Raw genomic sequence first — 16,113 nt, 5'->3', positions numbered from 1 at the left:
TGCCGGACTCTTGTCGGTCCGCGGCGTCGTCGATCGGCTTAGGCGGCTCTTGCGCTGCTCGCAACCTGCTTCAGGCCGAAATCATAGTTGAGGTGAAAATACTCGCTGTCCACCATGCGACCATCCGGCGCACGGCCGGCGGGATGCCTCGTGAATTCGCGGATCAGGCTGTCCTTGACGCCGAACACCACGTCGCTGTCGAGATACTGGTCGCCGGCAACGAACACGTGGGTCACCAGCTGCTCGAAGCCGGGCGCTGAGATCATGAAATGCACATGTGCAGGGCGCCAGGGATGGCGGCCCTGCGCCTCCAGCATCTCGCCGACCGGACCGTCATGCGGGATCGGATAGGCGGCCGGCTTGATCGACCAGAAATGGAAGCGGCCGTTGGCATCGGTGTGGAAGCGCGCGCGCATCGCGAGATCGCCGATCTCGTCGAGCTGCTGCACGTCGTAATAGCCGTGGTCGTCAGAGTGCCACACGTCGACGACGGCGCCCGCCAGCGGCTTGCCGTCGACGGTCGAGACCGAGCCGGTGACCAGCATCGGATCGCCTTCCATCGGGCCGGAGATATCGGCGCCGCTGTCCTTTTCAGGCGCGGCCTGGACGAAGAACGGGCCGAGGACCGTGGTTTCGGTCGCGCCTTCCGGCACCGGATGGTTGATGGCGTCGACCAGCATGGAGACACCGAGCGTGTCCGAGAGCAGGATGAACTCCTGGCGCTTGTCATCGCACATGTGGCCGGTGCGGGTCAGGAAATCGATGCCGTACTCCCATTCCTTCTGGGTCGGCCGCACCTCGCGGACGAAGGCGTGAAGGTGGCGCACCAAGGCTTCGCTGACCTCTTTGATGCGCGGATCGGTGGCGCCCGCGATCCGCTCCAGCACCGCGTCCGTGATCGTGTTCTCGTTGAAGTTACGCATATGTATCTCCACGATCAGAGTTTCGGTTCGCCGAGGCCGGACAGCCGCTCGAGATGCTTGACGGTCGCGATGAAGTCGGCCTCGCCATCGCCCTGCGCCACCAGCGACCCATAGGTCTCCCGCACTTGCGCGGCGAGTTGCAGCGGCACGCCGACCAAATGGCCGGCACCCAGGATGAGATCGAGGTCCTTGGCCATCTGCTTGCAGGAGAAGGTGGACTCGAAGTCTCGCGTCCGCAGCGGCGCGGTCTTGTACTTCACCATGGGCGAAGCCACCGCGCTGTCGTCGAGCACCTTCAGGATGTCCTGCCAGGCGATGCCGCCCTTGCGGGCCAGCGCCAGGCTCTCCGCCATCATCGCGGCCGACACCGCGATCATCAGGTTGACCGAGAGCTTTGCGTAGCGCGCTTCTTCGGCGGGGCCGAGATAGGTCTGGGCACGGGTGAAGGCGGCGAACAGCGGCTTTGCGGTCTCGAACGCGTCCTTCGGCCCCGAGACGAAGCAGGTCAGCGCGCCGGTGTGGACGATGCTGGCATTGCCGGAGACCGGCGAGCGCAGATAGGCGATGCCGCGTGCCTGCGCCGCGGCAGCAACCTCGCTGGAAGCCTCGACGCTGACGGTGCTGGTTTCGATCAACACGGCCCCAAGCGCCATCGCCGCGATCAGGCCGGCGGGACCGAGCAGCGCGCCGCGCAGGGCGGCGTCATCGGGCAGGGAGGTGATCACCGCTGCTTTGCCGCTCACGGCCTCGGCGGGCGAGGCGGCGATAGAAATGCCTTGCGTACGCGCCTCGCTGATCCGCACCGCGCTCTGGTCGAACGCGGTGACGGCGTAACCGGCCTTGGCGACGAGCACCGACATCGGGAGGCCCATCTTGCCGATCCCGATGAAAGCAACATTCTTCGTAGCGTCTGTCATTGTCGTTGTCCGTTGGCGCCTTCAGGCGGCGCGTCCTTGTCGTTCGATGTCCCGTACCAGCCGCCGGCCGGATTGCACCAGCAGCTCCTTCTTCGTCCGCAGCCCTTCGACGAGTAGCTTGCCGTTCCGCTTCTTCCAGGTACCGCCGATCATGACGGCCTCGATATTGGCAAGGCTCGTCTGCATCACCACCGTCGCGACGGGATCGTGCACCGGATGGAGATTGAGATCGGAGGCGTTGATGAGGACGAGGTCGGCGAGCTTGCCCGGCGAGAGTGAACCGATCTGGCGCTCGCGGCCGAGCATGCGGGCGCCTTCGGTGGTGACCCAGCGCAGCGCCTCGCGGACGGGAATCGTGGTCGTCGCCGGAATGGTACCGTTCGCTTTGCGCGATTCCGCGTTGTCGAGCGCTCGCTGCATCGACAATGCAACGCGGGCGACCGAGAGGAGGTCGCCGGCCAGCACCGATTCGAGATCGATGCCGATGGTCGGGCGCACGCCGCGCTTGAGCAGCCGTCCGGTGATCGGAAAGCCGTGGCCCTGGATCATCTCGTTCTCCGGCGTGACGGAGAACGAGACGCCGAGGTCGACGAGGTGATCGAGCAGGTCGTCGGGCAGATCGTTGCCATGAACGATGTTGATGCCGGCGCCGACGAGGCCGGCCTCGATCAGCTTCTCCCAGCCGCCGGGCGTCTTGGCCGGTCCGCCGCCCTGATGCATCGATGCGATCAGATTGAGCTCCCGCGCCAGGCGGAAATCGTGCATGGCGACGTCCAGTGTCGAATAATGGGGTCCGAGGATCGCAAGTCCCAGCGTGACCAGGCCGTCGCGATCGGCGAGGGGCCCCGCCAGCAGCCGCTCGACCTCGCGGCGCGGATGCGGCACTTCCGAGAAATGCGGCTCGCCTGGTTTCGGCTCCGGCTTCGGAGAGCCATGGAAGAAGGCGGCGCGGATGCCGCTCTCGATCAGGCCGCGCACGGCCGCGTCGGTGTGATCGGGCGTCGGATTGTTGTGACACCAATCGACCAGCGTGGTGACGCCATGGTTGATCTGGTTCAGCGCGCCGACGAGCGTCGCGATGTGGATGTCCTCGGGCCGGAACACGGTGGCAAGGCCCGCATGCATGCGGCGGAAATATTCCAGCAGCGTCCAGTTGGCGGCGAAGCCGCGCAAGCCGGTCTGCCAGGTGTGCATGTGCGCGTTGATCAAGCCGGGAATGACGATGCGGCCCGTGCCATCGACGATCTCCGTGTCGGCCGCAACGTCGATCGACGGCCGTACGTCGACGATGCGGCTGCCCTCGACCAGCACGTCGCCGGTCGGAAGATCGCCGATCGCGTCATCCATGCTGATGACGGTGGCCGATCTGATCAGCGTGCGTCGCATCATCTCACGCCGCCGCTTTGATGGTAACGGGCGGCTGGCCGGCCCAGGCGCGCGCGATCAGGTCGCGGATGGCATTGCGCTCCAGCGGGCGTGGGTTCCAGTAGGCATTGGTGACGGCGAGATCCGCCGCCTTGTCGATGCCGCTCTCGGGCATGCCGACGTCGCGCAGCGCCAGCTTCGCGCCCAGCCGCTTGGCGAGATCGTAGAGACCCTGCGACGCATCGGCAGCACCAATCGCGCGCGAGATGCGCGCCATCGCCTCGGGTACGGCCGGCGCATTGTAGGCCAGCGCATGCGGCAGCACGATCGTATGGGTCTCCGCATGCGGCAGGTCAAACGTGCCGCCCAGCGTATGGCAGAGCTTGTGATGCAGCGCCATGCCGACGGTGCCGAGGCAGACGCCGCATAGCCAGGCGCCGTAAAGGGCTTCGGTGCGGGCTTCGCGATCATCGCTCTTGACGCTGATCGCGGGAAGGGCGCGCGCCAGCGCACGGATGCCTTCCTCCGCCATCAGCGATGTCACGGGATTGGTGTCGCGGGCATAGAGGGCCTCGACAGCATGCGCGATCGCATTGATGCCTGAGGTCGCCGCGAGACCAACCGGCAGCGTCAAGGTCAGATCGACATCGTAGATCACGGTCTCCGGCAGCACGGCCGCATCGCGCACCGTGGTCTTGAGGCCGTTCTCCGTCTGGCCGACGATCGGCGTCATCTCCGAGCCGGCATAGGTGGTGGGAATGCAGAGCTGATTGACGCCGGTGCGCAAGGCCAGCGCCTTGCCGAGGCCTGTAGTCGAGCCGCCGCCGAGCGAGACGACGCAATCGGCCTCGCATGCCTTCATCGCCGCGAGCGCGCGCTCGGTGACATCGACCGGCGTATGCATCGTGGCGCCCGGAAAAATGCCGGCATAGAGCGGGCCGAGCGCGGCACCGAGGCTCTTACCTTGTGCCTCCTGCTGCGGCGTCGTCAACACCAGCGCGCGCTTGCCGCCGAGCCGCTCCACCTCGGCTTTGGCCGATGCCAGGGTTCCGCTGCCGAACACGACGCGGCAGGGCAGGTTTTCAAAGGTGAACGTACCGATCATGCGCCGGTCTCTTTGATGGGATAATCGACCTGGAAGCGTCCGATCCGCAAGTCGCCCAGCGCCTCGCGGACGCGCAGGTGCTCCGGATGATTGGCATAGGCGCTGAGCGCCGCCTGGTTGGTGAACTCCGAGAACAGCACCACATCGCAGGCATAGTCGACCGCACTGACGTCCATGCCGACCTCGATGTGGGTGAGGCCGTCGATCCGGCCCTTGAGGCCCTCGAACAGGGTCTTGACCTTCAGCCGGGCGGCGGAGCGCTCCTCGGGGGTCTCCCCGCGCAGCCGCCACATCACGATGTGCCTGATCGGGCCCGACATTTCCTGATTTCCTCGCCTGCCATTGTGCTTTGTTGGGGGCATTTTGCCTTGCGGAAAACGGAAATAAAGGCCAATCTTCGTAAGTCTCTTTTCCTCTTTGCGCAAAAATGGACCGGCTGCTCCAACTCGAAGTCTTCTCCAAAACCGCCGAGCTCGGCAGTCTTTCCAAGGCCGCCGAAATGCTGCGGATGTCGAACGCGGCCGCCAGCCGGCATCTCAGCGCGCTGGAGGAGCGGCTTGCGGTCCGGCTGATCGAACGCAACACGCGCCGGCAATGGCTCACCGAGGCAGGGCAGGAGCTGTTGCAGCGCTGCAGCACGCTGCTGAACGAGCTCGCCGAAGCCGAGGACGCCGTCTCCGACCGCGCGCTGTCGCCGAAGGGCATGCTGCGCGTAACGTCTTCGCTGTCCTTCGCGATGATCTATCTCGCGCCGATGCTGCCGGCCTTCCGCGCGCTCTATCCTGATCTCAGCGTGCAGATCATCAGCGCCAACCGCTATCTGGATTTCATCGAAGCCGGCATCGATGTGGCGATCCGCACGCGCGAGCACGAGCCGGATTCCAACATCGTCGTCCGCCGCATCGGCCAGATGCACCGCGTGCTCGCGGCGGCTCCCTCCTATCTGGAGAAGCACGGCCGGCCCGAGCATCCCGCCGATCTCGCCCGTCACAACATGCTGATCTACAATCTCGCCAACGATCCCTATTCGCTGCGGTTGAGCAAGGGCAGCACGACGCAGACGGTTCGGATCGCGCCGACGCTCGACAGCAATGACGGCCAGATCATCTGTGGCGCGGCGCGCGCAGGGCTCGGCATCCTGATTCAGCCGCTCTACATTGTGCAGAGCGACATCGCGGCCGGCCGGCTGGTGCCCGTCCTGAGGGACTGGGAGCTGCCGCTGCTCACGATGAACATCGCCTATCAGAACCGCGTCAGGCTGCCGGCCAAGATCAGGGTCTTTTCCGACTTCCTCGTCAGCCACATTCGGGAGCATTCGGAGCCCGGAATCTGGATCGACGCGACCAAGTGAGCGGAGAGCATCCATGTATCTCGGCATCGATCTCGGGACCTCCGCGGTCAAGACCGTTCTCGTCGACGATGCCCAGCGCGTGATCGCAAGCGAGAGCCGCCCGCTTGCGACGGCCTCGCCGCTATCAGGCTGTTATGAGCAGGAGCCCGCGCAGTGGATTGAAGCGACCTTTGCCACGCTGGACGCTCTGAAGGCGAGCCATGCCGCTGCGTTGGCGGCCGTCGAAGGCATCGGACTATCCGGCCAGATGCATGGCGCCACGCTGCTCGATGCGAGCGGGAAGCCGCTCCGGCCCTGCATCCTCTGGAACGACGGACGTGCTGCCGCGGAGTGTCGCATTCTGGAACGACGCTGGCCCGCCTTGCGTGCGACGACGGGCAACAAGGCGATGCCCGGTTTCACCGCGCCGAAGCTGCTGTGGATCGCGGCGCACGAGCCTGAAATATTCGCGGCGACCAAGCTCGTTCTGCTGCCAAAGGCCTATTTGCGCCTGGTGCTATCAGGCGAGGCCGTCGAGGACGTGTCGGATGCATCGGGATCGCTCTGGCTCGACGCCGCGCGCCGAGACTGGTCGGAGGCCGCGCTGGCGGCGACCGGCCTGTCGCGCGGTCACATGCCGCGCCTGGTCGAGGGATGTGCGCCCGCATCGACGCTGCGCGGCGAGCTCGCGCTGCGTTGGGGCATGCGCAGGCGGCCGGTGATCGCGGGCGGCGCCGGCGACAATCCGGCGGGCGCCGTCGGCATCGGCGCGATCCGGCCGGGAACCGCGTTCGTGTCGTTGGGAACTTCCGGTGCCTTGCTGGCGCCGACCAGCGCCATCGCCGCCAACCCGGATCGCGCGGTGCATACGTTCTGTCACGCCGTTCCCGGCATGTGGATTCAGGCCGGTGCAATTCTCTCGGCCGCCTCCTGCCTCGCCTGGATCGCGCGCCTTCTCGGCGCCAGCGAGGCCGAGCTGCTGGCGCCGCTTGGATCGCACCCGCGGGCACCGTCACCGGTGAGCTTCCTGCCTTATCTTGCCGGCGAGCGGACGCCGCATGACGATCCCCTCGTCCGCGGCATGCTCGATGGCTTGAGCCATGGCACCGATCGCGGGACGATCGTGCAGGCGGTGCTCGAAGGCGTTGCCTTCGCGCTCGCCGATTGCCGCGACGTGCTCGCTGATGCCGGCATCGCGATCGCGGAGGCCGACGCCATCGGCGGTGGTTCGCGGTCCCCGTTCTGGCTCTCGGTGCTGGCGAGCGTGCTGAATGTTCCGGTCCATCGTTTTGCCGGAGGTGAAACCGGCGCGGCGTTCGGTGCGGCGAGATTGGGGCGGCTTGCTGTCACCGGTGAGGCGGTCGCCGCCGTATGCACGCGGCCGCAGCGCATCGAGACCTTTGAACCCGACGCCGGGCTGGTCGATGCTTATGCCGACCGGCTTCCCGCCTGGCGCGAACTGTATCGGCCGCGCCACTAGTGCCGCTTCGATGTTGCCTTCCCGTGTGTTCGGTATTGCCCTGCGCCGCAGCCTTTTGTTTAATGCGTGAACCGCGCTGAGAAACCGATTGAGACGCGGGTAGGAAACGCATTGTGCGTCGGGAGGCACGATGGACGATCCGATCCTCGAGATGCGCGGGGTCTCGAAATCCTTCTTCGGCATCAAGGCGCTGCGTGCCGTCGATCTCACCGTCTATGCCGGCGAAATCCATGCTTTGATGGGAGAGAACGGCGCCGGAAAGTCGACGCTGATGAAGATCCTGTCCGGCGCCTACCGGCCTGATGCCGGCGGCGAGATCCGCATCGAGGGACATCCGGTCCGGATCGAAGGTCCGCTCGGCGGTCGTGCGGCGGGCATCTCCATCATCTATCAGGAACTGTCACTGGCTCCCAATCTCAGCGTTGCCGAAAATATCTATCTGGGACGGGAGCTATCGCATGCAGGCTTGCTGGCCCGCGGCGAGATGCGTGAGGGCGTCGGGCCGATCCTGAAGCGGCTGGGTGCAGACTTCCTGCCATCGACACTGGTGGCGCACCTGTCGATGGGCCAACGGCAACTGGTCGAGATCGCCCGCGCGCTGCACGCGAGATCAAAGATCCTGATCATGGACGAGCCAACCACCTCATTGTCGGCGGCCGAAAGCGAGCGGCTGTTCGCGCTGATCCGCCAGCTTCGCTCCGAGGGGCTCGCCATTATCTACATCTCGCATCGCATGGACGAGGTCTACGCGCTCGGCGACCGTGTCACCGTGCTGCGCGACGGCCGGCTGGTCGGCTCGCTCGACAAGCAGGGCATCCGCGCCGATACCATCGTCCGCATGATGGTCGGGCGCGATGTCTCCTCGTTCTACAAGAAGGAGCACGATGCCGAAGCGGGACGCGGACATCCGGTGCTCGCGGCGGTCGATATGGCTGACGGACGCCGCGTCAAGGGCTGCTCGCTCACCGTGCATGCAGGCGAGGTGGTGGGGCTCGCCGGCCTGATCGGTGCCGGCCGCACCGAGCTTGCGCATCTCATCATCGGCGCGGCGCCCAGGACTGCCGGCCGTCTCGAGCTTGAGGGACGCCCGGTCGACATCCGCACGCCGGGCGAGGCGCTCGAGGCGGGCATCGCTTACCTGACGGAAGACAGGAAGGCGCTCGGCCTGTTTCTCGACATGTCGTGCCTGGACAACATCAATCTCGCCGTGCTCGGGCGCGATGCGAAGCTCGGCTGGGTCCTGGATCGCGACAAGGCGCGCGAGCGGGCCGAACGAGCCTTCGCAGGGCTCAGCATCCGCGCCGCCAATGTCGGCGTCGCCGCAGGGGGCCTGTCCGGCGGCAACCAGCAGAAGGTGCTGCTGTCGCGGCTTCTCGCCATTGCGCCGAAGGTGTTGATCCTCGACGAGCCGACGCGCGGCGTCGACGTCGGCGCCAAGTCGGAGATCTATTCGATCATCGACAATCTGGCCAAGGCCGGCACCGCGATCCTCGTCATCTCGTCCGATCTGCCCGAGATCATCGGCATCTGCGACCGCGTCGTCGTGATGCGTGCCGGCCACATCGCCGGCGAGGTCACGCGTGGCCCGCATTCACCGCTGGCGCAGGAAGACATCATGGCGCTTGCCACGGGGATGGAGCATCTCGATGCCTGACAACGGTGCTTCGAAGGCCAGTGCCGTCCCGACGACGACCAACGGTGCCGCTGCGGAGACGAGGCGTCAGCGGGTGAGAATGCTGATCAGCGCGCTCGGCATGCTGCCGGTGCTGCTGGTTCTCTGCATCGGCTTCCACATGCTGTCCGAGGGGCGCTTCTTCACCGGACAAAATCTCGGCATCGTGCTGCAGCAGGCCGCGGTGAATACCGTGCTCGCCGCTGGCATGACCTTCGTCATCCTCACCGGGGGCATCGACCTCTCGGTCGGCTCGATCCTGGCGGCCTCGGCGATGGCCGGGTTGACGCTCTCCAAGCTGCCGGAGCTCGGCATGCTGTGGCTGCCGGCCGCGCTCGTCACCGGCCTTGGCTTCGGCCTCGTCAACGGTGCGCTGATTGCGCTCCTGCGGCTCCCGCCCTTCATCGTCACGCTCGGCTCGCTCACCGCCGTGCGCGGCCTGGCGCGGCTGCTCGGCGCCGACACCACCGTGTTCAATCCCTCGATTCCCTATGCGTTCATCGGCAACGGCTCGCTGACGCTGGTCCCCGGCGTTGCGTCGATCCCGTGGCTGTCGGTGATCGCCTTACTCGTCATCCTCGTCTCCTGGCTGGTGCTGCGCCGGACCGTGCTCGGCGTGCACATCTATGCGGTGGGCGGCAATGAAAGCGCGGCACGGCTTGCCGGCATCAAGGTCTGGGCCGTGCTGATCTTCGTCTACGGCGTCTCGGGACTGTTCGCGGGGCTCGGCGGCGCCATGCAGGCGGCGCGCCTCTATGCGGCCAACGGTCTGCAGCTCGGCCAGTCCTATGAGCTCGACGCGATCACCGCCGTGATCCTGGGCGGCACCTCGTTCGTCGGCGGCATCGGCTCGATCTGGGGCACGCTGGTCGGGGCGTTGATCATCGCCGTGCTGTCGAACGGGCTGATCCTGATCGGCGTCTCCGACATCTGGCAATATGTGATCAAGGGCCTCGTCATCATCGGCGCCGTGGCGCTCGACCGCTACCGCCTGCAAGGGTCGGCCAGAACGTGATGCGACGTTCCGTTGCGGCAACTGGTCTGCCGTGCCGGGGATGAAGACAGACCAGGGAGGAAACCAATGTTGAAGACCATCATGCTCGCCGGCGCTGCCATGGCGCTTGCCCTAGGCACCGCGCCGTCCTGCGCCAAGGAGCTCAAATCGATCGGCGTCTCGCTGGGATCGATGGGCAACCCGTTCTTCGTCGCGCTGTCGAAGGGCGCCGAGTTCGAGGCGAAGAAGACCAACCCCAATGTGAAGATCACGACGGTCGGCTTCGAATACGATCTCGGCAAGCAGGTCACCCAGATCGACAATTTCATTGCCGCCGGCGTCGATCTGATCCTGCTGAACCCGGGTGATCCCAAGGCGATCGGGCCGGCGATCAAGAAGGCGCAGGCGGCTGGCATCGTTGTCGTCGCGGTCGACACCGCGGCCGAAGGCGCCGATGCCACCGTGACGACCAACAACGTGCAGGCCGGCGAGATCTCCTGCCAGTACATCGTCGACAAGTTGGGGGGCAAGGGCGACGTCATCATCGAGAACGGGCCGCAGGTCTCCGCCGTGATCGACCGCGTCGTCGGCTGCAAGAACGTCTTCTCCAAGAATCCCGGCATCAAGGTGCTGTCCAGCGACCAGGACGGCAAGGGCTCGCGCGAAGGCGGGCTCAACGTGGCGCAGGGCTATCTGACGCGCTTCCCGAAGATCGATGCCATCTTCGCCATCAACGATCCGCAGGCGATCGGCACCGATCTTGCGGCGCGACAGCAGAACCGCACGGGCATCATCATCACTGCAGTCGATGGCGCGCCCGATATCGAGGCGGCGCTGAAAGATCCGCAGTCGCCGCAGATCCAGGCCTCGGCTTCGCAGGATCCGTTCTTCATGGCGCGGCGGGCCGTGCAGGTCGGCGTCGGCATCCTCAATGGCCAGAAGCCGGCCTCCACCGTCGAGCTCCTGCCGTCCAAGCTCGTGACCAGGGACAACGTCGCCGAGTACAAGGGCTGGACCTCGGATCGCTCGCAGTAGGACGTCCGCCGCTGCCGAGACTGCTCGAAACGAGCCATGGCGGACGGCGTTTGATCAACGCCGCCGCCGTGTCATAGGCGCCAAAACGCGCGCCGATCGGCCGTACGAGCGCGCGGGGCAGCTCTTGTGTTAGCCTCGCACGATCTCGATCGGCTGGCGGCGGCTCAGCAGGCCGTTAACGCGCTGGCTCGCGCGGGTAAAACGGCCGATGGAAATTTGCTGGCGAAGGCACGGCTCTTGGGTTGAACGCGCGATCCGTCGATCACCTCGAGCCGGCCGCAGCGGTTCAGCGTGTGCAGCTTCCTGCCGGGCCAGGCCGGGCCGGGCTTGAGAGAGTGGCGGACCACCTGCCTGTATGTCGTCGGCGACAGCTCGACGATCTCCGCAAGGGCGAGCGCTGCGCCGTATGCGTCAGTGCAGTCCTGCACCGGCCGCCACAATTTGCCATCGATGGTGACGAAATTCCCCGCAGGTCGCGTGCTTGCGCGATCGATCAGCACCGGGTTGCTGGCATGCGGCAGCCACGGGCCGAGCAGGTGTTCGGCGTAATAGATTGCCAGCGAATCCGAGTAGCCGCCGGCTCCGTCGCGCCAGGCGCCGAACAGATAGTTCAACCCGTTGTGCCGCGTGATCGTCGCGTCGGCGAACTCGAGGCCCGACAGCAGCGTCGCGTGCCGCTCCCATTTGTCCGGAAACCGGACGCATTTGTAGAGCGCAACATCGCCGTGGAGCGAGCTTTCCGGGATCATCCACAACTCGCCATCATCCTCGATCAGGAATGGATAGGAAAGGTGCCAAGGCTCCTCCAGCACCGGCACGACCTCGCCGATGGGCCCGCTGTCGCTGAACTCGATCGCCGAGATGATGCCTTTGCCGACGCGGTGATCGAGATCCTCGAAGAAGACGAAGGTCCGTCCGCGCCAGGTGATCGGGAAGGGATCGGCGTAGAAATGGTTTCCGGGATCGCCGAGCACGTTCCAGCGCGGCCCGGAAAGATCTCCGGTTTGCCAGATGCCCGCGCCGTCATTGAAGCGCCATCCGACATGCCAATGCGGCGCATAGCAGCACAGGCGATAAATCTTCTTGGCGACCGATAAGGCGAGGCCGCGCAGTACATAGGGTGCCGGCTGCCGGCCATTGCCACCAGCGGCGGGACGCGCCAGCTGCGGCACGATGCGCGGCCGTCCCGACAGGATGGCCGCCACCATGGTCAGCGTTCGCGCCATGACCGTTTCAAGCCCGCCGCTCAGGCCGGCCGCGGTCTCCGCGGACGGATGGCCGCGATCGAGCACGGCGCCGTCGACCTCATTGACGATCTCGACGACAGGCAGATCGCCGGCGAGGATGGCGGTGAGCGCAGCGTTCTCGCCGGCGGTGCCATTGAACAGGGGGCGGAGATAGAGCCGGGCCGTGCAATTCGGATCCCGTGCCGCGCCGGTGAAGTCGACGATCACGTCGGTCGTGCCGCTTGGCGCTTGCGTGCGTTCCGGAATGATCTTCAGCTTGCCGGCGCCGCTGGGCTTGCCCTTGTGCAACACCAGGCGCTCGAGCTCGAACAGCGCATCGAGACCAGCGGGCCGCGGCTGTGCCGTCGCGGTCCATGCGATCCGGACCGGAACGTCGCGGCCGTCGATCGACAGCGTCTGACGGCCCATCCACTGCCGCGCATGGTCACGTTCACAGCGAAACTCGATGATCATGTCGAGCTCATCTCTTCCAACGCCCTGGTCAGATGACCCGGCCGAGAATTCGAACGTATTCCTCCACCATCGCATCGACCGAATAGCGCGACTTTAGGCCCTTCGCATTCTGTCGCAGCTCGCTGCTCAATGCCTGGTCATTCAGGAGTCTCGAGACGGCGGCCGACAGCTGCGCATGATCGGTGGCATCGACGAACAGGGCTGTCGGCTTGCCCTCGAAGGACAGCACCTCGCGCAGCACGGGAAGGTCGGTGACGACGGAAGGAACGCCGGCGTTTGCGGCCTCGACTGCGGCAAGGCCGAAGGTCTCGGCCTGCGTCGGAAAGACGAACACATCGAGACAGGCGAGAAACTCCGCCATCCGGCGCGGTGGGATTTCGCCGAGCAGATGCAATCTGTCCGTTACTTTCAGCTCACCCGCGAGCTGCCTCAGCCGCGCCTCGTCGGCCCCCTGGCCGGCGAGGGCAAGGTGCCACGACGGTTGATCGGGCAGGAGGCGGATCGCCGCATCGAGCCGCTTGTGCGGGTGCAGCCGCGCGGCGCAGCCGAGCAATGTGCGATCCAGCGGCAGGTCGAATGTCTGCCGCGCAGCCTGCTTCGACAAGGTGAGCGCCTTGTCGTCGAAGCCGTGTGGGACATGCACCATGCGCGACGTGTAGGCCGCGGGGTAGCGTGAATATTCGCGCTCCATGTCTTTCGAGTTGAGCGTGATGCAATCGAAGAAGCCGAGGCTGCCCATGGCGATGTCGGCGGTGCGCACCGGCCAGCTCATCGAGAGCGCGGATGACACCTGGTTGGCAACGACTGGCGCGCGGCTGACGAGGCGCGTCACGCCCGCGCCGATGACGTTGCCGAAATGCTGGAAGGTCAGGACGGCATCGGGCCGGATGGTCCTGATATGGCGGCCGAGCGTCCACAGCATGCGCAGCAGCGCCAGCGCATTGCCGGGACGGCGCGAGGCGCAGTAGAGCGTATCGGGCGGCTCGTCGAACGAATCGGACTTGCGGAAGAAGAACAGATTGGTGACGCGGTAGCCGCGAGCGGTCAGCCCGGCGCCGAGGAGCCTCGAGATCTCCTGCGCCCCCGCGTTCTCGGCCTGCGTCTGCACGAGAAGCACGCGCGGCTTTGCTCCGCCACCGTCCGGTCTTGCCAGCGCCGCCGCGGTCGACGGCAGCCTCGGTGCCTCGCCCAGTTCTGTGCCTAGCTGGTAATGGAGCACGGATCCCGCCCGCTAGTGAAATCTTCACCTTCTTAACTCCGTACCTATCACGCGGGCATCGGCCAGACACCGACTAGCAACAAACGGAGTTAATGCGCCCCGCTGCCGGAAACACATCATTCACAAGGGAATTCCGCTTGCTCTCGGGCGCATGGCGCGAGCGCGTTAACCATTTGGTCATGGTCGTGCGGGGGCGGGTAACCGCGGATTAACCATAGATAACTACGTTGGGGGCAGGCCACTGAACCAGTGTTTGCCAGTTGAATCCGAGTAATTTCCATGACGTTCGGTCGCCGCGTAGACCCGACCAGTTCCGGATCGACCGCCGCGTCGTGGCAGCCCCGCAATTCGTCGAACGGTGAGGGAAGCGGGGTCGCCGCGCGCGGTGTCCTCACGACCGCCGGCGCGCTGTCCTTCATCCGGGACAACGGTCGCCGCATCCTGACGCTCGCGCTCGCGATGTTCGCGCTCGGCGTCGTCGTTCTGCTCGTGATCCCGGTGCGATATGCCGCGACCGCGCTCGTCGTCGTCGATCCCCGCGAGCAGCGCGTGACCACCGAACAGGACGTCCTGCCGGGCATCGGGCAGGACAGCGCCGCGCTGCAAAGCCTGGTCGAAGTCGCCAAATCCGACGGCTTTCTCAAGCCGCTGCTCGAGCAGCTCAGGATTCGCGACGATGACGACATTTCCGGGGGACACACCGACCCCGCGCGCCTGCTCGAGCGCTTCCGCAACCGGCTCGATATATCACGTCGCGGGCTGACTTACGTCATCGCCTTCCGCTTCACTTCGAACCGGCCGGACCGCGCAGCCTATTATGCCAATGCCATCGCCGAGGCGTTCGTCGCGAACCAGAAAAGCATCCGCACCGAGGCGACCGACGAGGCCGCCGACTGGCTGAGCAGCCGGCTCAAGACGTTGAGCGACAGATTGAAGGCGTCGGAGGACGCGGTTGCCGCCTTCAAGCTCGAGCACAGGATCGTCAACGCCGGCAAGGATTCCACGACGCAGCAATTGCGCGTGAGCGAGCTGTCGCAGCAGGTCGCCGCTGCGCGTGCGCGGACCGAAGAGGCCAAGGCCCGCTTTGAGCAGGCGCAGCGCGACCTCAAGGGCAATGTCGAGAGCCCCGTCAAGCAGGATCTGCTGAGCGCGCTGCGTGCCCAGCGCTCGGCGCTCAACGATCAGATCGCGCAGAAGCGGGCCGTGCTCGGTGATCGCCATCCCGACCTCGTGATGTCGTACAGCCAGCTGAACGATCTCAACAGGCAGATCGAGGTGGAGCGGGCCAAGGGCATCGACACCGCAAAGTCGGAATATGAAGCGCAGCGCGATCAGCAGAAGGCCCTGGAAAGCCAGATGAAGGCGGCGGAATCGCAGCTGCTGGTCGACGGTCAGGCGCTGGTGAAGCTCCAGGAGCTGCAGCGCGATGCCGAGGCCAACAGGAACATCTACGAGCAGTTCCTCTCGCGCTCCAAGACCACGAACGAGCAGCGCCTGTTGCAGAGCTCGCAGACCAAGATCGCCTCATCCGCCGTTCCGCCGCTGCGCTCGACGCTTCCGCCGCTACCCTTGCTGCTCGCAGCGCTCGCGATCGGCTCGCTGCTGACATCGACGGCGGTCGTTGTCGCAACGGGACGCGGATCGGAGAAACCCGTTCCGGACGTTCGCGAGCGCGACGCCGAAGTCGCTGAGCGCCAGCCCGGAGCTTGGTCGCGACCGCCGGTGTGGGCCCGCGTTCCCGAGCTGATGCCGGGCGAGGGGCCCAGAAACATCTGGCAAGGTCCGCTGTCCGCAACCGCCGAGCTCGATCTCGGTCCCTATCTCCGGCCGCTGCTCGAGCGGCTGGAGAAGTCATCGGGACCGCGGGGCAAGGTCGCGCTCGTGCTGTCGGTCGGCAAGCGCGCCGGCGGTAACACCGTCGCGCGGTCGCTGAACCGGTGGGCGGTGAACCGCGGCAAGCTGAGCGTCCTGATCCGGGTCGAGCCGGACCTCGGCGGTGCCCGTCCTGCCAACGCCAAAGCGCCGGCGGACGGCATGACCACCACGGCGGATGTCCGCAGCGTCGATGAGCTTCTCGGCGCCGGCAAGCGGCGCGACGCGACGCCCGCGGACGATATTCGCTCCGAGTTCGATCTGATCGTCGTTCACGCGACGTCGCTGGCGTTGCAGCCGGAAGCGGCGGCGCTGGCGGCGCACGCCGACCTCGTCATTCTGGTCGCGCGCGAAGACGCCGTCGATTCAGCGGCGATGCGCCGGGCAACGGCCGCGCTCTCCCCGGTTCGGCGGCGTGCCCACCGGGATCGTCGTGAATCACGTGCCCGCCGATCCGTCGGCGCAGCGACGGGGCGAAGTGCTGGGGCTGGCCGGCTGAAC

The 16,113-nt window shown here is 66.1% G+C and carries 12 protein-coding genes and 1 pseudogene; 6 read left to right on the top strand and 7 right to left on the bottom strand.

Translation table 11 applies throughout. From position 1 onward, the window contains the following. Positions 1 to 38 precede the first annotated feature (38 nt). From ACVWY3_RS16650 to ACVWY3_RS16630, 5 genes are read right to left on the bottom strand one after another with little or no spacing between them, the layout of a single operon-like run. The gene (locus ACVWY3_RS16650) at positions 39 to 923 is read right to left on the bottom strand and encodes an intradiol ring-cleavage dioxygenase (RefSeq protein WP_456839417.1); all 885 of its coding nucleotides are present in this window, start codon (positions 921 to 923) and stop codon (positions 39 to 41) included. 14 nt (positions 924 to 937) lie between these two features. Then, on the bottom strand, positions 938 to 1,840 hold the full coding sequence (locus ACVWY3_RS16645; RefSeq protein WP_456839416.1) for an NAD(P)-dependent oxidoreductase: 903 nt from the start codon (positions 1,838 to 1,840) through the stop codon (positions 938 to 940). A 21-nt stretch (positions 1,841 to 1,861) separates the two neighbouring features. Then, on the bottom strand, positions 1,862 to 3,226 hold the full coding sequence (locus ACVWY3_RS16640; RefSeq protein WP_456843385.1) for an amidohydrolase family protein: 1,365 nt from the start codon (positions 3,224 to 3,226) through the stop codon (positions 1,862 to 1,864). Between the two features lie 4 nt (positions 3,227 to 3,230). After that, entirely contained in the window at positions 3,231 to 4,310 is a 1,080-nt protein-coding gene (locus ACVWY3_RS16635; RefSeq protein WP_456839415.1) for a maleylacetate reductase, read from the bottom strand. After that, positions 4,307 to 4,630: a Dabb family protein gene (locus ACVWY3_RS16630; protein WP_027559005.1), complete on the bottom strand. Its 324-nt coding sequence runs from the start codon at positions 4,628 to 4,630 to the stop codon at positions 4,307 to 4,309. The genes ACVWY3_RS16635 and ACVWY3_RS16630 overlap by 4 nt, the downstream gene beginning before the upstream one ends. A gap of 107 nt (positions 4,631 to 4,737) precedes the next feature. Between ACVWY3_RS16630 and ACVWY3_RS16625 the strand changes: the two genes are divergently transcribed. From ACVWY3_RS16625 to ACVWY3_RS16605, 5 genes are all read left to right on the top strand, one after another. Beyond that, positions 4,738 to 5,661, top strand: coding sequence for a LysR family transcriptional regulator (locus ACVWY3_RS16625; RefSeq protein WP_456839414.1), 924 nt, complete (start codon positions 4,738 to 4,740; stop codon positions 5,659 to 5,661). 13 nt (positions 5,662 to 5,674) lie between these two features. Beyond that, positions 5,675 to 7,120 (top strand): xylulokinase, encoded by a 1,446-nt coding sequence (gene xylB, locus ACVWY3_RS16620; protein WP_456839413.1) that lies wholly within the window; start codon positions 5,675 to 5,677, stop codon positions 7,118 to 7,120. A 130-nt stretch (positions 7,121 to 7,250) separates the two neighbouring features. Then, positions 7,251 to 8,774: a sugar ABC transporter ATP-binding protein gene (locus ACVWY3_RS16615; RefSeq protein WP_456839412.1), complete on the top strand. Its 1,524-nt coding sequence runs from the start codon at positions 7,251 to 7,253 to the stop codon at positions 8,772 to 8,774. Next, positions 8,767 to 9,807, top strand: a complete 1,041-nt coding sequence (locus tag ACVWY3_RS16610) for an ABC transporter permease subunit (RefSeq protein ID WP_456839411.1) — start codon at positions 8,767 to 8,769, stop codon at positions 9,805 to 9,807. Before ACVWY3_RS16615 ends, ACVWY3_RS16610 begins: the two co-directional genes overlap by 8 nt. 66 nt (positions 9,808 to 9,873) lie before the next feature. Beyond that, positions 9,874 to 10,821: an ABC transporter substrate-binding protein gene (locus tag ACVWY3_RS16605; protein WP_456839410.1), complete on the top strand. Its 948-nt coding sequence runs from the start codon at positions 9,874 to 9,876 to the stop codon at positions 10,819 to 10,821. 164 nt (positions 10,822 to 10,985) lie between these two features. On the opposite strand, the gene ACVWY3_RS16600 is transcribed toward ACVWY3_RS16605, so the two are convergent. Both ACVWY3_RS16600 and ACVWY3_RS16595 read right to left on the bottom strand, forming a co-directional pair. Next, complete coding sequence (locus ACVWY3_RS16600; RefSeq protein ID WP_456839409.1) at positions 10,986 to 12,521, bottom strand: glucosamine inositolphosphorylceramide transferase family protein; 1,536 nt, start codon at positions 12,519 to 12,521, stop codon at positions 10,986 to 10,988. Between the two features lie 28 nt (positions 12,522 to 12,549). Continuing rightward, complete coding sequence (locus ACVWY3_RS16595; RefSeq protein ID WP_456839408.1) at positions 12,550 to 13,740, bottom strand: glycosyltransferase family 4 protein; 1,191 nt, start codon at positions 13,738 to 13,740, stop codon at positions 12,550 to 12,552. Positions 13,741 to 14,019: 279 nt separating this feature from the next. On the opposite strand from ACVWY3_RS16595, the pseudogene ACVWY3_RS16590 reads away from it, so the two are divergent. Then, positions 14,020 to 16,111: pseudogene (locus ACVWY3_RS16590) on the top strand (lipopolysaccharide biosynthesis protein). Positions 16,112 to 16,113: the final 2 nt, after the last annotated feature.

Source organism: Bradyrhizobium sp. USDA 4486, from assembly GCF_054057995.1.
This window is presented reverse-complemented; position numbering and strand designations above follow the sequence as displayed.